Source organism: Pseudomonas tructae (assembly GCF_004214895.1).
Classification (GTDB): domain Bacteria; phylum Pseudomonadota; class Gammaproteobacteria; order Pseudomonadales; family Pseudomonadaceae; genus Aquipseudomonas; species Aquipseudomonas tructae.
In genome coordinates, this window is record NZ_CP035952.1 from 5,231,869 (window position 1) to 5,251,855 (window position 19,987).

At 62.2% G+C, this 19,987-nt stretch carries 17 protein-coding genes and 1 other RNA gene; 12 read left to right on the plus strand and 6 right to left on the minus strand.

Annotated elements, in window-relative coordinates; translation table 11 throughout:
- Nucleotides 1-52: 52 nt before the first annotated feature.
- Entirely contained in the window at nucleotides 53-457 is a 405-nt protein-coding gene (fur, locus tag EXN22_RS23930) for a ferric iron uptake transcriptional regulator (protein WP_038998648.1), read from the minus strand.
- 97 nt (nucleotides 458-554) lie between these two features.
- Between fur and EXN22_RS23935 the strand changes: the two genes are divergently transcribed.
- On the plus strand, nucleotides 555-1,079 hold the full coding sequence (locus tag EXN22_RS23935; RefSeq protein ID WP_130266370.1) for an outer membrane protein assembly factor BamE: 525 nt from the start codon (nucleotides 555-557) through the stop codon (nucleotides 1,077-1,079).
- A gap of 56 nt (nucleotides 1,080-1,135) precedes the next feature.
- Here the strand turns inward: EXN22_RS23935 and EXN22_RS23940 are convergent, their stop codons facing one another.
- Nucleotides 1,136-1,453, minus strand: a complete 318-nt coding sequence (locus tag EXN22_RS23940) for an RnfH family protein (protein ID WP_130266371.1) — start codon at nucleotides 1,451-1,453, stop codon at nucleotides 1,136-1,138.
- Nucleotides 1,446-1,880, minus strand: a complete 435-nt coding sequence (locus EXN22_RS23945; protein WP_130266372.1) for a type II toxin-antitoxin system RatA family toxin — start codon at nucleotides 1,878-1,880, stop codon at nucleotides 1,446-1,448. Before EXN22_RS23945 ends, EXN22_RS23940 begins: the two co-directional genes overlap by 8 nt.
- A 161-nt stretch (nucleotides 1,881-2,041) precedes the next feature.
- Between EXN22_RS23945 and smpB the strand changes: the two genes are divergently transcribed.
- The gene (gene smpB, locus EXN22_RS23950) at nucleotides 2,042-2,524 is read left to right on the plus strand and encodes an SsrA-binding protein SmpB (RefSeq protein ID WP_107026450.1); all 483 of its coding nucleotides are present in this window, start codon (nucleotides 2,042-2,044) and stop codon (nucleotides 2,522-2,524) included.
- A 44-nt stretch (nucleotides 2,525-2,568) separates the two neighbouring features.
- Here the strand turns inward: smpB and EXN22_RS23955 are convergent, their stop codons facing one another.
- On the minus strand, nucleotides 2,569-3,336 hold the full coding sequence (locus EXN22_RS23955) for a GntR family transcriptional regulator (protein WP_130266373.1): 768 nt from the start codon (nucleotides 3,334-3,336) through the stop codon (nucleotides 2,569-2,571).
- Between the two features lie 253 nt (nucleotides 3,337-3,589).
- On the opposite strand from EXN22_RS23955, the gene EXN22_RS23960 reads away from it, so the two are divergent.
- The 6 genes from EXN22_RS23960 (at nucleotide 3,590) to EXN22_RS23985 (ending at nucleotide 10,700) form a co-directional block, all read left to right on the plus strand.
- Nucleotides 3,590-5,257, plus strand: a complete 1,668-nt coding sequence (locus EXN22_RS23960) for a lactate permease LctP family transporter (RefSeq protein ID WP_130266374.1) — start codon at nucleotides 3,590-3,592, stop codon at nucleotides 5,255-5,257.
- A 68-nt stretch (nucleotides 5,258-5,325) separates the two neighbouring features.
- Nucleotides 5,326-6,471, plus strand: a complete 1,146-nt coding sequence (gene lldD / locus EXN22_RS23965) for an FMN-dependent L-lactate dehydrogenase LldD (RefSeq protein WP_130266375.1) — start codon at nucleotides 5,326-5,328, stop codon at nucleotides 6,469-6,471.
- A gap of 83 nt (nucleotides 6,472-6,554) precedes the next feature.
- Nucleotides 6,555-9,365 carry an FAD-binding and (Fe-S)-binding domain-containing protein gene (locus tag EXN22_RS23970; protein WP_130266376.1) on the plus strand — a complete coding sequence of 937 codons (2,811 nt, stop codon included), beginning with the start codon at nucleotides 6,555-6,557 and terminating at the stop codon, nucleotides 9,363-9,365.
- Nucleotides 9,366-9,439: 74 nt separating this feature from the next.
- A complete protein-coding gene (locus EXN22_RS23975) occupies nucleotides 9,440-9,709 on the plus strand; it encodes a hypothetical protein (protein ID WP_130266377.1) in 270 nt (89 codons plus the stop codon).
- A gap of 102 nt (nucleotides 9,710-9,811) precedes the next feature.
- Nucleotides 9,812-10,203: a transfer-messenger RNA gene (gene ssrA, locus EXN22_RS23980) on the plus strand.
- Nucleotides 10,204-10,289: 86 nt separating this feature from the next.
- Nucleotides 10,290-10,700: a DUF4952 domain-containing protein gene (locus EXN22_RS23985; RefSeq protein ID WP_165392260.1), complete on the plus strand. Its 411-nt coding sequence runs from the start codon at nucleotides 10,290-10,292 to the stop codon at nucleotides 10,698-10,700.
- A 7-nt stretch (nucleotides 10,701-10,707) separates the two neighbouring features.
- Here the strand turns inward: EXN22_RS23985 and ydiJ are convergent, their stop codons facing one another.
- A complete protein-coding gene (gene ydiJ, locus EXN22_RS23990; protein WP_130266379.1) occupies nucleotides 10,708-13,728 on the minus strand; it encodes a D-2-hydroxyglutarate dehydrogenase YdiJ in 3,021 nt (1,006 codons plus the stop codon).
- 159 nt (nucleotides 13,729-13,887) lie between these two features.
- Here ydiJ and EXN22_RS23995 point away from each other — a divergent pair, with 159 nt between their 5' ends.
- The gene (locus EXN22_RS23995; RefSeq protein ID WP_130266380.1) at nucleotides 13,888-14,772 is read left to right on the plus strand and encodes a LysR substrate-binding domain-containing protein; all 885 of its coding nucleotides are present in this window, start codon (nucleotides 13,888-13,890) and stop codon (nucleotides 14,770-14,772) included.
- 9 nt (nucleotides 14,773-14,781) lie between these two features.
- Here EXN22_RS23995 and EXN22_RS24000 read toward each other — a convergent pair whose 3' ends face one another.
- Complete coding sequence (locus EXN22_RS24000; RefSeq protein ID WP_130266381.1) at nucleotides 14,782-15,792, minus strand: zinc-dependent alcohol dehydrogenase family protein; 1,011 nt, start codon at nucleotides 15,790-15,792, stop codon at nucleotides 14,782-14,784.
- Nucleotides 15,793-15,932: 140 nt separating this feature from the next.
- Between EXN22_RS24000 and EXN22_RS24005 the strand changes: the two genes are divergently transcribed.
- The 3 genes from EXN22_RS24005 (at nucleotide 15,933) to EXN22_RS24015 (ending at nucleotide 19,951) form a co-directional block, all read left to right on the plus strand.
- Nucleotides 15,933-16,433: a sigma-70 family RNA polymerase sigma factor gene (locus tag EXN22_RS24005; RefSeq protein ID WP_130266382.1), complete on the plus strand. Its 501-nt coding sequence runs from the start codon at nucleotides 15,933-15,935 to the stop codon at nucleotides 16,431-16,433.
- A 1-nt stretch (nucleotide 16,434) separates the two neighbouring features.
- Entirely contained in the window at nucleotides 16,435-17,382 is a 948-nt protein-coding gene (locus tag EXN22_RS24010; protein WP_130266383.1) for a FecR domain-containing protein, read from the plus strand.
- Nucleotides 17,383-17,488: 106 nt separating this feature from the next.
- Nucleotides 17,489-19,951 carry a TonB-dependent siderophore receptor gene (locus EXN22_RS24015; protein ID WP_130266384.1) on the plus strand — a complete coding sequence of 821 codons (2,463 nt, stop codon included), beginning with the start codon at nucleotides 17,489-17,491 and terminating at the stop codon, nucleotides 19,949-19,951.
- Nucleotides 19,952-19,987: the final 36 nt, after the last annotated feature.

Below are 19,987 nucleotides of genomic sequence, written 5' to 3' on the forward strand. Positions count from 1 at the left end.
GAAGGCGACCCCAGGGTCGCCTTCAGTACTTCTGCAGCAATGTAAAAATTGCTTACTTTTTCTTGCGTACGTACAGAACCAGATTGTGATCAACCAGCTCGAAGCCGTGCTCGGCAACGATTTCCTTCTGACGCTTTTCAATTTCACTGTCGAAGAATTCGATGACTTCGCCGGAGTCGACGTTGACCATATGGTCGTGATGACCACCATCAGCCAATTCGAACACAGCGTGGCCGCCATCGAAGTTGTGGCGCACGACTAGACCTGCGGCTTCGAACTGGGTCAGAACACGGTAAACCGTGGCCAGACCGACGTCCTCGCCTGCTTCCATCAGCGCCTTGTAGACATCCTCAGCACTCATGTGACGCTGCTCGGTAGAGTCGAGCATCTGTAGAATTTTTACTCGAGGCAGTGTCACCTTGAGACCGGCTTTGCGCAGTTCGCTATTTTCAACCATGGTCAGCTTTCTCGCCGATGCTGCTTCGCAGCTTCTCTGAATACGGGTATGATCGGGGTTTACGTTGTCCAGCCAAGATAGTGGAAGTCGCCCACCGATGCAAAACACCAAGCTCTTGCTAACCAGCCTCACCCTTGTGGGACTGCTCGCACTCGCCGGTTGCTCGTTCCCCGGGGTTTACAAAATCGACATCCAGCAGGGCAATGTCGTCACGCAAGACATGATAGACCAATTGCGCCCGGGAATGACCCGCCGGCAAGTACGGTTTATCATGGGCAACCCGCTGATCCAGGACACCTTCCACACCAATCGCTGGGATTACCTGTACAGCCTGCAGCCTGGCGGCGGTGAGCGCCAACAGGAGCGCATGAGCATCTTCTTCAACGAGAACGATCAGCTCAGCAGCCTGTCTGGTGATTTCATGCCAGGTGTCAGCCGCGACCAGGAAATCCTCGGTGGCAGCAGCGACACTACCGTCAGCCCTGCCGGCAGCAACGAACCCGCAACGCAGGAAAAACCTGCCAAGCCTGGCTCACTGGAAGACACCATTCAGAAAGACGTGGATACCATCGAGGTCACCCCGGTGCCGGTGCCAGAGCCACTGGATACTTCGCCGCAGTAAGCCTGCAGCGCGCAATAAAAAGCCCGGATCAGTCCGGGCTTTTTATTGTCTGCAATTTAGCGCTTGGCTTTCTTGAAGACCCTGGCGACCTTGGCCGCGCGCTGCTTGCGCACCTCTTTGGGGTCTGCCAGCAATGGCCGGTAGATCTCGATGCGATCACCCGCCTCGACCTTGTGCGCTTCAGGGTTGGCAATCACCCGGCCAAAGACTCCGACCGAGCAACCCTGAACGTCGGCCTCAGGAACATGCGCGGCGATGGCCGACAGTTTCAGCGCCTCATTGATGGTCGTACCCGCCGGCACCTCAACACTGAGCAGCACCTGCCGCTGCGCCCCGGCATACACCACCTCGATCGTGAGCAGCGCTTCAGACATGGAGCTGCTTGGCACGCTGACAGAAGGCATCGACCAGGGTATTGGCGGCCTGATTGAACAGCGGTCCCAAGGTGGCGCGCACCAGTGGCCCGGCGTAATCGAAGGACAGGTCGAGGCTGATCTTGCAGGCTTTATCGCCCAGTGGCTTGAACACCCAGACGCCATGCAACTGGCTAAAGGGGCCCTCTTCCAGATTCATTTCGATGGACTGGCCCGGTACCAGCACATTGCTGGTAACAAACTGCTGGCTCATACCCCCCTTGGCCACCTCAAGGCGTGCACGCATGTGCGTATCGCTTTCTTCCATTACGGTGCTGGACGAACACCAGGGCAGGAACTCCGGGTAACGCGCCACATCATTGACCAGGTCGTACAGGGCCTGGGCGGGATAGGGCAGCAGGGCCGAACGTTGAATATGGGTAGTCATCCAGAGGTCAATTCCAAAGCTGAGCGGCACACGCAACCAGAATGCCGAGGGGCGCCACAGGGCGCATCAAGAGCGGGCATTGTCCGGGATTCACAGCAATGGCTCAAGCGCACCGCTACCCCGTAGCCGACAGCGCGACGACTGCCTATAATGCCGCCCCTATGGCTAAACAAACGAAACATCCGACAGGGACCATCGCGCAGAATAAAAAGGCGCGTCACGATTACTTCATCGAGCACAAGTTCGAGGCCGGATTGGTCCTGTCCGGTTGGGAAGTAAAAAGTCTGCGTGCCGGCAAGGCGCACCTGACCGACAGTTACGTGGTGCTCAAGGATGGCGAGGCCTGGCTGATGGGCAGCCATATCACGCCGCTGACAGCCGCCAGTACTCACGTCATCGCCGACCCGACACGTACCCGCAAACTGCTGCTCAACCGTCGTGAACTGGAGCGCCTGCACGCAGCCGTCCAGCAAAAGGGCTACACCTGCGTCGCCCTGTCGATCTATTGGAGCAAGCACTTGATCAAGTGCGAGATCGCACTGGGCAAGGGCAAGAAGGAATACGACAAGCGCGATACCCAGCGCGAGCGCGATTCGGACCGCGAATTGCAGCGCGCGGTGCGTAACAAGGGCAAGGAAGACTGATTTCAGTCTGACTTTGACTCATCGCGGGGCAAGCCCCGCGATTGCTAGCGCCCGCTACGCCGCTCCGCCCGCGCCACCCGCTGAACTTCCTGGCGCACTTCGTCGAGCACTTCCTGCACATAGGTAATGTGCCGGCTGGACACCTCGCGAGCCTCCTCGGCACGCCCTTCGACAATCGCCAGATACAGCTCGCGGTGCTGACTGATAAGCATGTCGCGGGTTTCAGCGCGCTGCTTGTACATGCCGCCGATGTTGGTCACCACGTTGCGCTTGAGCAGGTCGAACAGGCCACGAATGGTGTGCAGCAGTACGGCGTTATGGCTGGCCTCGGCGATCGCCAGGTGGAAGCGCGCATCAGCCGCGCCCTCCTCGGCCCGATCCACTTCATCGGCGCGGGCATAGCAATCCTGCAAGGTATCGAAGGCGGCCTTGAGCCTTTGGCGGTCCGGCTCGGTCGCGCGGATCGCCGCATAATAGGCGCACGATGCCTCCAGGGTGTGCCGGAACTCCAGCAAGTCGCGCTGTGCTTCAGGGTTGCTCTCAAGCAACTGCAGCAACGGATCACTGAAGGTCGAGCCGAGTGATTCGGCCACGTAGTTGCCACCACCCTGACGACTGACCAACAAGCCTTTGGCCACCAGTTTCTGGATCGCTTCGCGCAACGACGGTCGTGACACGCCGAACTGCTCGGCCAGCGCCCGCTCGGCAGGCAGGCGCTGACCGGCCGTCAAGGTGCCTTCAAGAATCATCCCTTCCAGCCGCTCGACGATATCGTCGGACAAACGGCGTTGGCGGACCTGATCAAAAACCATCACATGCTCTCCACAATCCCGAGTGCGTTCGGGGCTGTCTATTCTGGCGCATCCGCGACCCGCCGACACCCATCAGTTGGCAAATTTCCCTGCCGCTCAGGCCCCCGCTTTCGAGCAAACCCGACGAAAGTTTTCCTGGGACAAATTGACACAGCCGCAGCGAGGCTTTTAACCTAGCGCCTCGCCATTGTAAATTGGTCTTACCAATTATCCAATGCCGGTGCAGACCAACAACAATTAGGGGCCACCCCATATGCAAACCTGGCAACAGCTTTACAGTCCGCTTGGTAGTCTTGGCCTGTCCGCACTCGCGGCAGTCATCCCGATCGTATTCTTCTTCCTCGCGCTGGCGGTGTTCCGCCTCAAGGGTCATGTAGCGGGCAGCATCACGCTGGGTCTGTCGATCCTGGTGGCGATCTTTGCCTTCCAGATGCCCGCCGACATGGCCCTGGCCGCCGCCGGATACGGCTTTGCCTATGGCCTGTGGCCGATTGCCTGGATCATTGTCGCCGCCGTGTTCCTGTACAAGCTGACGGTCAAGAGCGGCCAGTTCGAAGTAATCCGCAGCTCGGTGCTGTCGATCACCGATGACCAGCGCCTGCAGGTGCTGTTGATCGGCTTCTGCTTCGGCGCCTTCCTCGAGGGTGCAGCAGGTTTCGGCGCACCGGTGGCGATCACTGCCGCCCTGCTGGTGGGCCTGGGCTTCAACCCGCTGTACGCAGCCGGCCTGTGCCTGATCGCCAACACCGCGCCAGTGGCCTTCGGCGCCCTGGGCATTCCGATCATCGTGGCCGGGCAGGTCACCGGGATCGATGCGTTCAAGATCGGTGCCATGACCGGTCGCCAACTGCCGCTGCTGTCGCTGTTCGTGCCGTTCTGGCTGGTGTTCATGATGGACGGCCTGCGCGGCGTCAAGGAAACCTGGCCCGCCGCCCTGGTCGCCGGCCTGAGCTTCGCCGTGACCCAGTACTTCACCTCGAACTTCATCGGCCCGGAACTGCCGGACATCACCTCGGCCCTGGCCAGCCTGATTTCCCTGACCCTGTTCCTCAAAGTCTGGCAGCCCAAGCGCTCGTTCGCCGGGGCCAAAGGCAGCGTCGGCGCCGCAGTTGTCAATGCCGGTGGCAGCCAGCCTTCACCTTACAGCCTGGGTGAAATTTTCAAAGCCTGGTCGCCGTTCCTGATCCTCACCGTGCTGGTCACCATTTGGACTCTCAAGCCGTTCAAGGCCGCCTTCGCCGCTGGCGGCTCGATGTACAGCTGGGTGTTCAACTTCGCCATCCCGCATCTGGATCAACTGGTGATCAAGAGCGCGCCGATCGTTGCCACCCCGACGGCAATCCCGGCGGTGTTCAAGCTCGACCCGATTTCGGCCACCGGCACCGCGATCTTCTTCTCCGCGCTGATCTCCATGCTGGTGCTGAAGATCAACTTCAAAACTGGTCTGACCACTTTGAAAGAGACCTTTTACGAGCTGCGCTGGCCGATTCTGTCGATCGGCATGGTCCTGGCCTTCGCCTTCGTCACCAACTATTCGGGCATGTCCTCGACCATGGCCCTTGTCCTGGCCGGTACCGGCGCGGCGTTCCCGTTCTTCTCGCCGTTCCTTGGCTGGCTGGGCGTGTTCCTGACCGGTTCCGACACCTCGTCCAACGCCCTGTTCAGTTCGCTGCAGGCCACCACCGCACACCAGATTGGGGTCAACGACACCTTACTGGTGGCCGCCAACACCAGCGGCGGCGTGACCGGCAAGATGATCTCGCCGCAATCGATCGCCGTGGCCTGCGCCGCCACCGGCCTGGTCGGCAAGGAGTCGGACCTGTTCCGCTTCACCCTCAAGCACAGCTTGTTCTTCGCCACCATTGTTGGCCTGATCACCCTGATCCAGGCCTATTGGCTGACCGGCATGCTGGTTCACTAAAGTGTCAGGGGCCGGGCGCGTTGTGGCGCGCCCGGCAGCCGCCCCTTTAACCAACGCTGCGAGACCTCATGATCATCTCTGCCTCTACCGATTACCGCGCAGCCGCTCAACGCAAGCTGCCACCGTTCCTGTTCCACTACGCCGACGGCGGTGCCTACGCCGAGCACACGCTGCGCCATAACGTTCAGGACCTGGCCAGTATCGCCCTGCGCCAGCGGGTCCTGAAGAACATGTCGCAGTTGAGCCTGGAAACCCAGCTGTTCAACGAAACCCTGAGCATGCCGGTGGCCCTGGCGCCCGTCGGCCTGACCGGCATGTATGCCCGCCGCGGTGAAGTCCAGGCGGCTCGCGCAGCAGCGGCCAAAGGCATTCCATTCACGATGTCGACGGTATCGGTGTGCCCGATCGAAGAAGTGGCACCGGCCATCGACCGGCCGATGTGGTTCCAGCTCTACGTGCTCAAGGACCGCGGCTTCATGCGTAATGCCCTGGAGCGCGCCAAGGCCGCAGGCGTCACCACCCTGGTGTTCACCGTGGACATGCCGGTACCCGGTGCCCGCTACCGCGATGCCCACTCCGGCATGAGCGGCCCTAATGCACCGCTGCGCCGCGTCTGGCAGGCCATGACCCACCCGCAGTGGGCCCTGGATGTCGGCCTGCTGGGCAAACCGCACGATCTGGGCAACATCTCCAAGTACCGCGGCAGCCCCACTGGCCTGGCCGACTACATCGGCTGGCTCGGCGCCAACTTCGACCCGTCCATTTCCTGGAAGGATCTGGAGTGGATCCGCGACTTCTGGGACGGCCCGATGGTCATCAAGGGCATTCTCGACCCTGAAGATGCCAGGGATGCGGTGAAATTCGGCGCCGACGGTATCGTCGTTTCCAACCACGGCGGTCGTCAGCTGGACGGTGTGCTGTCCAGTGCCCGCGCGCTTCCGGCCATTGCTGACGCAGTTAAGGGCGACCTGAAGATCCTCGCCGACTCCGGCATTCGTAGCGGCCTGGATGTGGTGCGCATGATCGCCCTGGGCGCCGACACCGTACTGATCGGCCGCGCGTTCCTGTACGCCTTGGCCTGCGCCGGTGAAGCCGGGGTGAAAAACCTGCTGGACCTGTTCGAAAAAGAAATGCGCGTGGCCATGGTGCTCACGGGCGCCAAATCGATCAGCGAAATCAGCCGCGACTCGCTGGTCCGCGAACTGGGTGCCTGATTGCCGCACCTTCGAATCACATCACAGCCTGATTGACCGGGGCACGCGGCGCATCAGACGCCACTGCCCCGCGAGGAGATTGCATGAGCCTGCCCACCGCGTTCCTCGACTCAGTCGCACGCCTGATACCTGGCGAGCGACGGTTCGACGACCCGCTCTCGACCCTGGCCTTCGGCACCGATGCCAGCTTCTACCGGCTGATCCCCAAACTGGTGGTGCGGGTCGAGTCCGAAGACGAAGTGGTCGCCCTGCTCCAACTGGCCCAGCGCGAGCGCGTACCGGTGACCTTCCGCGCTGCCGGCACCAGCCTGTCCGGCCAGGCCATCAGTGATTCTCTGTTGATCGTGCTCGGCGATAACTGGAACGGCCGCGAGATTCGCCAGCAGGGCCAGCAGATCCGTCTGCAGCCCGGGGTGATCGGCGCCCAGGCCAACGCCTGGCTGGCACCGTTCGGGCGCAAGATCGGCCCGGATCCGGCCTCGATCAACGCCTGCAAGATCGGCGGCATCGTCGCCAACAACGCCAGCGGCATGTGCTGCGGCACGGCGCAGAACACCTACCACACCCTGGCCGGCATGCGTCTGGTGCTGGCCGACGGCACGCGTCTGGACAGCGAAGATCCGGCCAGCGTCAGCGCCTTCGAGAACAGCCACGCCAGCTTGCTGGATGAGCTGGCGCGCCTGGCACGCGAAACCCGGGCCAATACCGAACTGGCTGCGAAGATCCGCCACAAGTACCGCCTGAAAAACACCACCGGCCTGTCGCTCAATGCCCTGATCGACTTTGACCAACCGCTGGATATCCTCAGCCACCTGCTGGTCGGCTCCGAAGGTACTTTGGGCTTTATCAGTGCGGTGACCTACGACACGGTGATCGATCACCCGAACAAAGCCTCGGCGCTGATCGTCTTCCCGGATGTAGAAACCTGCTGCAACGCCGTCACCGTGCTCAAAAGCCAGCCGGTGTCGGCCGTGGAGCTGCTCGACCGGCGCAGCCTGCGCTCGGTGCAGGACAAGCCGGGCATGCCGGCCTTTGTCCAGCAACTGTCCGAAAGCGCCTGTGCGCTGCTGATCGAATCCCGCGCCGCGACCCAGGCGCTGCTGCATGAGCAACTGGCACAGATCATGGCGTCGCTGGCGAGCTTCCCGGTGGAGAAGCAGGTCGACTTCACCGAAGACGCCAAGGAAAACGCCAAGCTCTGGGCCATTCGCAAGGACACCTTCCCCGCCGTCGGCGCCGTACGCAAGACCGGCACCACGGTCATCATCGAAGACGTGACCTTTCCGGTCGAGCAACTGGCCATCGGCGTCAATCGCTTGATCGCGCTGTTCGACAAGCACCGCTATGACGAAGCCATCCTGTTTGGCCATGCTCTGGAAGGCAACCTGCACTTCGTCTTCACCCAGGGTTTCAACAGCGCCGAAGAAGTCGCTCGTTACCAGGCCTTCATGGACGACGTCGCGCAACTGGTGGCCGTGGAGTTCGGTGGCTCGCTCAAGGCCGAACACGGCACCGGGCGCAACATGGCGCCCTTCGTCGAGCTGGAATGGGGCAGCGATGCCTACCAGTTGATGTGGCAGCTCAAGCACCTGCTCGACCCCAATGGCATCCTCAACCCGGATGTGGTGCTCAGCCACGACCCGCAGATCCACCTGAAGAACCTCAAGCCGCTGCCCGCCGCCGACGAAATCGTCGATAAGTGCATAGAATGCGGCTTCTGCGAGCCGGTCTGCCCATCCAAGGGGCTGACCCTGAGCCCGCGCCAGCGCATCGTCATGTGGCGCGATATCCAGGCAAAAAAACGCGCCGGCAGTGACACCCGCGAACTGGAGCGCGACTACCAGTACCAGGGCATCGACACTTGCGCCGCCACCGGCCTGTGCGCCCAGCGCTGCCCGGTGGGCATCAACACCGGCGAGCTGGTGAAAAAACTGCGCGCCCAGACGGCCGGGCACGTGAAAACCGCCGACTGGCTGGCTGACAACTTCCACACCGCCCTCAGTGGTGCGCGCTTCACCTTGCAGGCGGCCAATGGTGCGCGTCGCTTGCTCGGTGCGCCGCGCCTGAGCCGCCTGAGCGCTGGCCTGAGCAAGCTCAGTCATGGCCGCGTGCCGCAATGGACAGCGGCCATGCCGCAACCGCTTAAAACCCCGCCGCCGTCCTTGGCCAACAACGACGCACGGCCGCGGGTGGTGTATCTGGCAGCGTGCGTCTCGCGAGTCATGGGCCCGGCGGCGGCTGATCGCGAGCAGACCTCATTGCTGGACAAGACCCGCGCCTTGCTGGAAAAAGCCGGCTACCAGGTGGTGTTCCCCGACAACCAGGACAGCCTATGCTGCGGCCAGCCGTTCGCCTCCAAGGGCTACGCCGAACAGGCCGAGCACAAGCGCCAGGAACTGATCACCGCCCTGCTCCACGCCAGCCGTGGCGGCCTTGACCCGATCTACTGCGACACCAGCCCATGCACCTTGCGCCTGGTCCAGGACCTGGCCGAAACCCGCCTGGACCTGTATGACCCGGTGCGCTTCATCCGCACTCACCTGCTCGACAAACTGGAGTTCACCCCCCAGGACGAGCCGATCGCCGTGCACGTGACCTGCAGCACCCAGCACCTGGGCGAAAGCCAGGCGCTAATCGACCTGGCCCGGCGTTGCAGCAAGCAGGTGGTGATTCCCGAAGGCATTCACTGCTGCGGCTTTGCCGGCGACAAGGGCTTCACCACCCCGGAGCTCAACGCCCATTCGCTGCGCAGCCTCAAGGATGCGGTGCAGTATTGCAGTGAAGGGATCTCCACCAGCCGCACCTGCGAGATCGGCCTGTCGAATCATGGCGGGATCGATTATCACGGTCTAGTTTATCTGGTGGACCGCGTGACCCGGGCGCGAGCAATCTGAACCCCAGGCAAGCAGTGCAGTCCATCCCTTTAGGCCCCCTGTTTCCTGAGGCCTTCCCAGCCAAGGAGATTCACATGAAGCGTACTGCGATTTGCGGACTGTTCATTGCCGCCGCACTGCTTGCCTCACCTGTATTCGCAGACGAGGACCTCTGCGCCAGCAACCTGCAAAAAATTGACGATACCGTGGCAACCCAAGGCGCTACCTCCGAAAGCCTCGACGATGCAGTGAAAAAGAACGTCGATGACGCCAAGGCGGCTCAAGCTACGGGCAACACCAAAGATTGCATTGCCATCACCAGCAAAGTCATCGAGCGCCTGGAGAAAACCGAGAAAGGCCAGTAACTCTTCGAGCGGGCGACCAGACCAGCAGTCGACGTCGCCCGACCGATGGCGTATACTCACCCCCAAGCGTTGAAAAACGCTTACAGCTAGAGCGCAACACATGGGGCCGATTAGGATTCGACGCCGGTAGTGAAACTCTAGGTGCATGCCGAGTTGGTAACAGAACTCGTAAATCCACTGTTGCAACTTTCTATAGTTGCCAATGACGAAAACTACGAGGGTTACGCTCTCGCTGCGTAAGCAGCTGAGCCCGCTCTCCTGGTAGCTTCGGCTCCAGCAATCACTAGGGGATGCCTGTAAACCCGAAGTGATTGTCATACAGAACAGGATCGCCGTGCAGTACGTTGTGGACGAAGCGGCTAAAACTTACACAACTCGTCCAAAGCACCCTGCCCGTCGGGCGGCTGCGGATTAACTCAATAGACACGGCTAAGCATGTAGTACCGACAGCGGATCACTGGCGGACGGGGGTTCAAATCCCCCCGGTTCCACCAAATACGCAAAACGAAAAAGGCATCTGGCGCTTGCGCCGATGCCTTTTTTGTTGCCTTCTCGAAAGCATTGTTCAAGGACGAAACCTATGCGCCCCCTGATTACCCTGGCCCTGCTCATGGTGTGTGGCGTGCTGCAGGCCGCGCCACAATGCGAGGATTTTCTCGGCGCATTGGGCACGTACCCCAAGAGCATCGAATACCTGGACTGCCACCAGGAACCCGAACTGCAGACGGCCCCCTTGATCGCGACCTACAGGATCAAAGGCGCCGAGGCGGTGGCGGCCGAAACCTACCTGCAGCACACCTATGGCATGCGCCACCTGCAGTTGTTTTGCTGCATGTGGGACTCGCTGCGCCACTTCCACCGCGAGCAACAAAGTGGCATCGGCTACGAAATCCTCATGGTTTCCGAAGAGACGCCAATCAACCAACGCTCACAGTGGGCACAGATCGAGTTCTTCTACATCACCGTCAGCGTCAATACTCTCGAGCCCTGAGCGAGCGTCAGCCCTTGGCGTACTGCAGCAGCACCTCCAGCGGATGACGCAACTGACGGTCAGCCATGCGCTTGACCTGGCTGCGGCACGAATAGCCGGTGGCCAACGCCTCACCCTGTTTATCCAGCTTGCCAGCCCAGGACTGCTCGAAGATGGTTCGCGAGGTGTCCTGGTTACGTGCTTCGTGGCCGTAAGTGCCGGACATGCCGCAGCAACCGGTGGCTTCGGTGACCAGTTTCAGCCCCAGGCGGGCAAACACCTGTTCCCACTGGCGGGTGCTGGCCGGCACGTTGGTTTTCTCGGTGCAGTGGGCCAGCAGACGGAAGGTTTCACTGGCGCCCGCAGCCTGTTCGGGCAGCGCATCGATCAACCACTCCTGAGGCAACAGTACTTTCGGGCAATCGCTCAAGCCATCGACCTTCTGGTACTCCTGGCGGTACACCAGGGTCATCGCCGGGTCGAGCCCCACCAGCGGCACCCCACAATCGGCCAGGGCCTTGAGCTGGGTGGCGTTACGAATCGCCGCTTTGCCGAAGGCTCCGAGGAAGCCCTGAACATGCAAGGGTTTGCCGTTGGCGCTGTAGGGCGCGAGGAACACCTTATGGCCAAGACGGTGGGCCAGTTCGATGAACGACGCCAGCAAGGGCGTCTCGAAGTAGCGGGTAAAAGCATCCTGAACCAGCACGATGCTGCGCTCACGCTGGGCCGGGGTCAGCTCGCGCAGCGTCGGCACACTGGCAGCGCGTACGTTGCAACGGCTCAGGGTGTTCTGCAGGTTGAAGCGGCTGATCAGCGGACTGTCGAGCATGCCGACGTGGCGCTCAAGCAGGCGACCGACAAACTTCGACCCCATCACCGCGTTGTACAGCCCTGGCGCATAGGCCATGTAGGGAATGCTGAACTCCAGCGAGCCGATCAGGTAGTCACGTAGCGGACGCTGGTAACGACCGTGGTACAGCTCAAGAAAGCGCGAACGAAACTCGGGCACGTTGACCTTGATCGGGCACTGCCCCGCGCAGGATTTACAGGCCAGGCAGCCCGCCATGGCCTCGTAGACTTCGTGGGAAAAGTCAGCCTCACCACGAGAACGTGCCTGGTTGTTGCGCAGGCGTTTGGGCAACTCCTTGAGCCATGAGGTCTTGTTCTTTGCCGCCGCCAATACATCGATGCTGGCGGCCCCTTGCAAGCGCAACCATTCACGGATCAGCGAGGCACGGCCCTTGGGCGAATGCTGGCGTTCGCGGGTAGCCTTCCACGACGGGCACATGGCGTCGTTGGGGTCGTAGTTGTAGCAGGCACCGTTGCCGTTGCAGTGCACGGCGCTGCCAAAGCTCTGCCAGACCCGCTCGTCGATCTGCCGGTCAAAGTCACCGCGCATCGGGGCTTCGTTGACCTTGATCAGGCCCTGCTCGCTGTCGGGCGGCGTACAGATCTTGCCGGGATTGAGCTGATTGTAGGGGTCGAATGCTCCCTTGAGCGCCTGCAGCGCCGGGTACAGCTCACCAAAGAAATCCGGCACATATTCCGAACGCAGGCCCTTGCCGTGTTCGCCCCAGAGCAAGCCGCCGTAGCGCTGGGTCAGCGCCGCCACGGCATCGGAAATCGGCTTGACCAGCGCCGCCTGGGCCGGGTCTTTCATGTCCAGGGCCGGGCGCACATGGAGCACGCCGGCATCGACGTGGCCGAACATGCCGTAGGCCAGGCCGTAGCCGTCGAGCAAGGCACGAAAATCGGCGATGTAATCGGCCAGTTGTTCTGGCGGCACTGCGGTGTCTTCAACGAACGGCTGCGGCCGCACCTCGCCTTCGACGTTGCCCAGCAGGCCCACCGAACGCTTGCGCATGGTGTAGACCCGGGTCACCGCCTCGGCGCCTTCAGCCAGGGTGTGCCCAAGACGTTCAACGGCAGTATCGGTCTGCAAGTGGGCGACAAAGGCCTGCACTCGCGTGTTCACTTCAGTGGGGTCATCACCGCAGAACTCCACCAGGTTGATACCCAGGGTCGGACGCTCGGCTTCGGCGGGGAAGTATTCGGCGACGCTGTGCCAGACGATGTCCTTCATCGCCAGCATCAACACCTTGGAGTCCACCGTCTCGATCGACAACGGCTTGTGCGCCATCAGCGCATTGGCGTCACGCAGGGCGTCCATGAAGCTGCTGTAGCGCACGTTGACCAGCACGGCGTATTTCGGGATCGGCAGCACATTGAGCTTGGCCTCGACCACATAGCCCAGCGAGCCTTCGGCACCGCACAGCACACTGTTGAGGTTGAAACGGCCCTGCTCATCGCGCAGGTGCGCCAGGTCGTAGCCGGTCAGGCAGCGGTTGAGCTTGGGGAAGATGGTTTCGATCAGCTCGGCCTGGGTTTCCTGGATCTGCCGGGCCATGCGGTACACCTCGCCGCTGCGCCCTGGCTGGGCACAGGCCTGCTCCAGCGCCTGGTCGTCGATCGGCAGGCTGTGCAAGCGCTCGCCGCCGAGCAGCACAGTGTGCAGTTCGAGCACATGGTCGCGGGTCTTGCCGTAGGTGCAACTGCCCTGGCCGCTGGCATCGGTGTTGATCATGCCGCCAACGGTGGCGCGGTTGGAGGTCGACAGCTCCGGAGCAAAAAACAACCCGTGGGGCTTGAGCGCAGCGTTTAGCTGGTCTTTGACCACCCCGGCCTGGACCCGCACCCAACGCTCCTCGACGTTGATTTCGAGGATGTTGTTCATGTGCCGCGACAAGTCGACGACGATGCCGTCGGTCAACGACTGGCCGTTGGTGCCGGTACCGCCGCCACGGGGCGTGAGCTTGACCTGGCGAAAACGCGGCTCGGCCATCAGCGCGGCGACACCGGCGACATCCTCGGCGTCCAGCGGGAACACCGCCGCCTGCGGCAAGCGCTGGTAGATCGAGTTGTCGGTGGCCAGCACCGTGCGCGTGGCGTAGTCGGCACTGAACTGGCCACGAAAACCGCTGGCGCGCAGGGCGATGAGAAAATCGGCATAGTCGCCAGCAGGGGCGCTGGTCGGCAGTTGGGCGATCATCAAAGGATGGCCTCTTTAATTTGGCTAATCACGGGAATATCGGAACACTTGCTGGCTGAGCATAATTAGGTCAGCCTCAAGACACTGGTATGCCAATGATCCCGGAGCTTGTCATCGGGAACAACTGGATATTTCTGCCGCTATCAATGACTTTTACGAATGAATTACCGCCATCTCACGCCGTCCATGTCATTGTTGCTGGCTTTCGAAGCCGCGGCCCGGCATGAAAGCTACACCCGCGCCGCCACCGAACTGTCGTTGACTCAGAGCGCAGTGAGCCGCCAGGTCCAGGCTCTTGAGCAGCAATTGGGCCTGACCCTGTTCCGCCGCGAAGGCCGTCAGGTACGCCTGACCGATGTCGGCCGGCTGTATCAGCGAGAGATGAGCGAAGCCCTGGGCAGGATCCGCAGCGCCACCTTGCAGGCCATGGCCTACCAGTCTGGCGAAGGCAGTTTGCGCCTGGCCACGCTGCCGACCTTCGGCTCCAAGTGGCTGCTGCCGCGCCTGCATGAGTTCTACAAGCTGCACCCCGGCATGCTGGTGCACATCAATTCACGTATCGAAGCCATCGACTTCGAGACCAGCGGCATCGACGCCGCCATCGTCGTTGGCAATGCCGACCTGCCGGGGCTGGTCTGTCATCGTCTGCACGCCGAAGAGTTGATGGTGATCCTGTCGCCGGACACCGCCGCCAGCCGCGCTGACTGGTCACCGACACAGCTGTGCGGGCAGTTGCTGCTCAATGTCGCCAACAACCCCAATGCCTGGGGCGAATGGTTTTCCCATCACGGCCTGGCACACCGCAGCATGCGCCTGGGGCCGAGCTTCGAGCTGACGTCGCACTTGATCCAGGCGGTGCGCGCCGGCATCGGCATCGGCCTGGTACCACGCATCCTGGTGGCCGACGAGCTGGCCAGCGGTGAACTGGTCAGCGTCGGTGCGCCCTTCGCCAGCCAGCGCAGTTATTACCTGATCTATCCGCCACGCAACCAGTCGCTGGCGTCACTGACGGCGTTTCGCGGCTGGTTGCTGGGGCAGATCTGAAGCGCCGGCTCAGATACTCAGGCAGATCTTGCCAAAGTGCTGGTTGCTTTCCTGGTAGCGAAACGCCTCGACGATCTGTTCCAGGTCGAAGGTCTTGTCCACTACCGGGCGCAGGCCATTGGCATCGATGGCGCGGACCATGGCCTGTTGCTGGGCACGGCTGCCAACCAGCACACCTTGCAGGCGAATCTGCCGCACCAGGGCCTGGACCAGCGGCAGGTTGCCCGCCACGCCGGTAAGGATGCCGATCAGCGACACGTGCCCGCCGATACGCGCGGCAATCATCGACTGTTCAAGGGTCGCCGGGCCGCCCACCTCGATCACATGATCGACACCGCGATTGCCGGTGAGTTGGCGCACCTTTTCGCCCCAGGCCGGGGTCGTGCGGTAGTTGATCAAGTGGTCGGCGCCAAGGGCCTTGAGGCGTTCGAGCTTCTCGTCGCTGGAGGAGGTGGCGATCACCGTGGCACCAGCCAGCTTGGCAAACTGCAGGGCGAAAATCGACACCCCGCCGGTGCCTTGCACCAGCACGGTATCGCCGGGCTTGAGCGAATCATCGGCCATCAGCGCGCGCCAGGCAGTGAGGCCGGCGGTAGTCAGGGTCGCCGCTTCGGCATGGCTGTAGCCCTTGGGCGCATGGGTGAAAGACGTCGCGCGGGCGGTGACCTGTTCGCGGGCGTAACCATCGATGCCGTCCCCCGGAACCGTGGCGAAACCTTCGACCAGCGGCTGGCCGTCCAGCCAGTCGGGGAAGAAGGTGCTGACCACCGAATCACCCACGGCAAACTCGCTCACGCCAGCGCCGACTGCGGTGACCACACCGGCGCCATCGGCCATGGGAATGCGCGGCGCAGTGGGCCCCCACATGCCGCTGACCACAGCGAAATCATGATAGTTGAGCGAGTTGGCATGCAGACGCACACTGATTTCACCGGCTTGCGGCGCTGGCGCCTCGCGGCTGGCGACCTGCACCTTGTCGTAACCACCGCCGGTCTGGACGATAATGGCCCTGCTGGTCATGTAAACCTCCTGAGTCGATTCGACAAATAGCTGAGCAGTCTTTGCCCGCCTCCGCCCCAGGTCAAGCGCAAGCGCTTGCATAGTGCGCCAGCAAACCACAATAATGCGACTAATTATCAATTACTCGATATCGCCCGACCATGCCCGCCCCCGATCATGCTGCCCTGCACGCGCTCTATAGCGAACATAACGGTTGGTTGAAAAGCTGGCTACGTGCCCGCCTGGGCAATGCCAGCGATGCCGCCGACCTGGCCCAGGACACCTTTATCCGGGTGTTGAATGCGCGCAATGCCGACACCATTCGTGAACCGCGCAGCTACCTGGGTGCTATCGCCCATGCGCTGATGATCGACAAATTCCGGCGCAAGGCACTTGAACAGGCTTATCTGGACGAACTGGCACTGCGCCCGGAGCGGCTCGCCGAATCGCCGGAAAGCCGTTTGCTGATCCTCGAAACGCTGCTGGCGGTGGACCAGATGCTCGATGGCTTGGGCGAGCGCACCCGTAATATCTTCCTGGCCGTGCAGCTCGAAGGCCTCAGCTATGTGGCCACCGCCGAACGCCTGGGGGTGTCGGTGACCACAGTGAAGAAGCACCTGATCCGTGCCATGACCCACTGCCTGCTGCTGACGGACGACTGACATGGCCCAGCCACTGGACTATCGCACCCTGGAAGCGGCCGCCACCTGGTATGTACAGCTCAATGCCGCGCCGCCCAGCGCTGCCCAGGTACAGGCCTGGCAAGACTGGCTGGGCAAGAGTCAGGCCCATGCCCAAGCCTGGGCGCGGGTAGAGAAGCTGCAGCGTCAGCTGGGCCGACTGCCGGCCGAGGTCGCCCTGCCGACCCTGGCCGGCGTGCGCGCCCGACGCCGCGCCGTGCTCAAGACCCTGGCCCTGCTCATGGCCGTTGGCGCAACCGGCTGGGCAGTACGCGAAAGCACACCCGGCCAGGCATTGATGGCCCAGTTGCGCACAGGCAAGGGCCAGCGCCGCCAGGTTCGTCTCGACGATGGCAGCCAGCTCCAACTCAATACCGACAGCGCTGTGGATATCCGCTACGACGGCCAGCAGCGTCTGCTGCGCCTGTACAGCGGCGAAATCATGGTGCAGACCGCGCGCGACAGTGCGGCGCGCCCGTTCATCGTTGAAACCACTGAGGGCCGGGTGCGCGCGCTGGGCACACACTTCAGCGTACGCAGCGACAACGGCCTGAGCCGGGTCAGCGTACTTGAGCACGCGGTTGAGGTGCGCCCGCTCGACCAGCCGCTGTTGATGCTGCGCCTTGAGGCCGGGCAGAGCGTCAGCTTCGAGCGCAACCAGATCAGCGCTGCCAGCACCGCCCTGCCCGGCACCGGCGCCTGGACCCAGGGCATGCTGACCGTGGTCGAATGGCGCCTGGGCGACTTCATCAGCGAATTGCGCCGCTTCCGCCCCGGCGTGGTGCGCTGCGCCGAGAACATCGCCGACTTGCGCCTGTCAGGTGCCTTTCGTATCGACGACACCGACACCATCCTGGAAAACCTCGGTGTGTCGCTGCCGGTCAAGGTGCGTTACATGACCCGTTACTGGGTCAGCATCGAAGCTGTCTGAAGAAATTTCGCACAAAGGGTTGCCGATTTTCATTCTCATTCGGCTACGCAGTTAAAGCGGCAAATTTCGACCGCCCCTCTGCCCAGCCAATCGAAGGAAATCCTGCATGACCCCGACTTGTCCGCGCACCCCTCGCGCTCTGGTTCGCGCTGTCCACCTGGCACTGTTCGGCTTGCCCCTCTTGCCTATGGCACTGCTGCCGGCCCAGGCCATGGCGCAGAGCGCCAGCACGCAATTCCAGATCGCCCCGGGCCCGCTGGGCACCACCCTGAGCCTGTTCGCCACCCGCGCCAATATCACCCTGTCGTTCGATGCGCGCCAGACTCAAGGCCAGCAGTCGGCCGGCCTGCACGGCAACTACTCGGTCGAGGAAGGCCTCGCGCGCCTGCTCAGCGGCACCGGTCTGCAGGCTCAGCGCCAGTCCAACGGCGGCTACGTGCTGGTGCCGGTCAGCAGTGGCGCGGCACTGGAGCTGGGCGCCACCAGCATCAATGCCCAGGGCCTGGGTGAAACCACCGAAGGGACACATTCCTACACCACGGCAGCAACCCGCACCGCGACCAAGCTGCCGCTGTCGATCCGCGAAACCCCGCAAACCATCACCGTGGTCACCCGCCAGCAGATGGACGACCAGGGTGCACAAAGTATTTCCGATGTCTTGCGCAATACCCCCGGCGTATCGGCGCAAACCTACGACAGCGACCGTACCGAGTTTTCCAGCCGTGGCCTGGTGATCACCAACTACCAGTACGACGGCGTCAACACGGTGTATGACGGTGTCTATGGCGAAGGTACCGCACATGTCGACATGGCCATCTATGACCGGGTGGAAGTGCTCAAGGGCGCGACCGGTTTGATGACCGGCTCCGGCGACCCCTCGGCCACGGTCAACCTGATTCGCAAGAAACCGACCGCGCAGTTCCAGGGCTCGCTCACCGGCAGTGCCGGCAGTTGGGATGATTATCGCGGCGAAGTCGATGTCTCCGGCCCGATCAACAGCAGCGGCAGCGTGCGTGGGCGCTTTGTCAGCGCCCAGCAGGACAAGCAGGGTTACCAGGACCATTACCAGCAGAGCAAAGAGGTGTACTACGGCATCCTCGAGGCCGACATCACCCCGGACACCCTGTTGACCGTCGGCATCGACCAGCAGACCACCACCCCGCGCGGCAGTTCCTGGACCGGCAACCCGGTGTACTACACCGACGGCGGCCGCACCGATTTCTCACGTTCGTTCAACCCGGGCGCCGACTGGAGCCGCCGCGACTTTCAGAACCGCACCTACTTCGCCTCGCTGGAACAGGCGCTGGCCAACGACTGGTCGCTCAAGCTTACCGTCAACCAGTTGCAAAGCGACCACGACACGCGCCTGGCCTCGGCCAGTGGCGGTGCCCCGGATCGCAACGGTGATGGCATGTACTTCTTCTGGGGCCGCTGGGAAGGCCACCGGGTGCAGAACAGCGCCGACCTGAACCTTTCGGGGCCCTTCACCCTGTTCGGCCGCCAGCATGAGCTGGTGGTCGGCCTGGACACCAACCACTCACGCCAGACCGGCGCCACCTGGGACACCAGCGAATTTGCCTTGGTCCCCGGCAGCATCTTCGATTGGGATGGACACATTCGCGTGCCGGACTTCCCGAAAAACGGCAAGTACGAGCAGAAGAAGAGCCAGAACGGCGCTTACCTCGCCACCCGTCTGCACCCGACCGACGACCTCTCGGTGATCCTCGGCACCCGGGTCAGCACCTTCAAGTACAGCGACAATTACGACTACGACGGCCTCAACCCGTTGTTCCAGGACAACCAGGCCAGCTACCAGCAGCATGGCGTGGTTACCCCCTACGCCGGTATCGTCTATGACCTGGACGACACCTACTCGGTGTACGCCAGCTACACCTCGATCTACCAACCGCAGAGCAACAAGGACAGCAACGGCGCCACCCTCGATCCGGTTGAAGGCGACAGCTATGAAACCGGCCTGAAAGCTGCCTACTTCGACGGCAAGCTCAACGCCAGCCTGGCGCTGTTTCGCATCGAACAGGACAACGTTGCCGAGTCGATCGGCACCAACCCTGCGACCAACGAAGGAATCTTCAAGGCCACCAGCGGCGCCACCACCCAGGGCATCGAACTGGAAGTGGCCGGTGAACTGCGCGAAGGCTGGAACCTTTCGGCGGGCTACACCTATGCACGCTCGCGCGATGCTGACGAGCAACGCATCTACGGCTTCCCGATGAGTACCAGCAAACCTGAGCACCTGGTGCGGATGTTCACCACCTACCGCCTGCCTGGGGTGCTCGACAAAGTCACCGTGGGGGGTGGGATCAACTGGCAGAGTGCGTTCTACGGCAAGATCTACAACCGCGCGCTCGGGGACTACAGCTTCATCAAGCAAGGCGGCTATACCCTGGTCGACCTGATGACCCGTTACCAATACAACGAGCAGTTGAGCTTCACGGTCAATGCCAACAACGTGTTCGACAAACGTTACCTGACCGGATTGGGCAACTTCGACACCACCTACTACGGTGATCCACGCAATGTGATGCTGACGACGCGCTGGGAGTTCTGAGGCCTTTTCGCGGGGCAAGCCCCGCGATCCACTCAC

What these genes read in the sequence shown, in the direction of transcription:
- fur (WP_038998648.1), bottom strand. Translation starts at nt 457, where the DNA reads ATGGTTGAAAATAGCGAACTGCGCAAAGCCGGTCTCAAGGTGACACTG.
- EXN22_RS23935 (WP_130266370.1), top strand. Translation starts at nt 555, where the DNA reads ATGCAAAACACCAAGCTCTTGCTAACCAGCCTCACCCTTGTGGGACTG.
- EXN22_RS23940 (WP_130266371.1), bottom strand. Translation starts at nt 1,453, where the DNA reads ATGTCTGAAGCGCTGCTCACGATCGAGGTGGTGTATGCCGGGGCGCAG.
- EXN22_RS23945 (WP_130266372.1), bottom strand. Translation starts at nt 1,880, where the DNA reads ATGACTACCCATATTCAACGTTCGGCCCTGCTGCCCTATCCCGCCCAG.
- smpB (WP_107026450.1), top strand. Translation starts at nt 2,042, where the DNA reads ATGGCTAAACAAACGAAACATCCGACAGGGACCATCGCGCAGAATAAA.
- EXN22_RS23955 (WP_130266373.1), bottom strand. Translation starts at nt 3,336, where the DNA reads ATGGTTTTTGATCAGGTCCGCCAACGCCGTTTGTCCGACGATATCGTC.
- EXN22_RS23960 (WP_130266374.1), top strand. Translation starts at nt 3,590, where the DNA reads ATGCAAACCTGGCAACAGCTTTACAGTCCGCTTGGTAGTCTTGGCCTG.
- lldD (WP_130266375.1), top strand. Translation starts at nt 5,326, where the DNA reads ATGATCATCTCTGCCTCTACCGATTACCGCGCAGCCGCTCAACGCAAG.
- EXN22_RS23970 (WP_130266376.1), top strand. Translation starts at nt 6,555, where the DNA reads ATGAGCCTGCCCACCGCGTTCCTCGACTCAGTCGCACGCCTGATACCT.
- EXN22_RS23975 (WP_130266377.1), top strand. Translation starts at nt 9,440, where the DNA reads ATGAAGCGTACTGCGATTTGCGGACTGTTCATTGCCGCCGCACTGCTT.
- EXN22_RS23985 (WP_165392260.1), top strand. Translation starts at nt 10,290, where the DNA reads ATGCGCCCCCTGATTACCCTGGCCCTGCTCATGGTGTGTGGCGTGCTG.
- ydiJ (WP_130266379.1), bottom strand. Translation starts at nt 13,728, where the DNA reads ATGATCGCCCAACTGCCGACCAGCGCCCCTGCTGGCGACTATGCCGAT.
- EXN22_RS23995 (WP_130266380.1), top strand. Translation starts at nt 13,888, where the DNA reads ATGAATTACCGCCATCTCACGCCGTCCATGTCATTGTTGCTGGCTTTC.
- EXN22_RS24000 (WP_130266381.1), bottom strand. Translation starts at nt 15,792, where the DNA reads ATGACCAGCAGGGCCATTATCGTCCAGACCGGCGGTGGTTACGACAAG.
- EXN22_RS24005 (WP_130266382.1), top strand. Translation starts at nt 15,933, where the DNA reads ATGCCCGCCCCCGATCATGCTGCCCTGCACGCGCTCTATAGCGAACAT.
- EXN22_RS24010 (WP_130266383.1), top strand. Translation starts at nt 16,435, where the DNA reads ATGGCCCAGCCACTGGACTATCGCACCCTGGAAGCGGCCGCCACCTGG.
- EXN22_RS24015 (WP_130266384.1), top strand. Translation starts at nt 17,489, where the DNA reads ATGACCCCGACTTGTCCGCGCACCCCTCGCGCTCTGGTTCGCGCTGTC.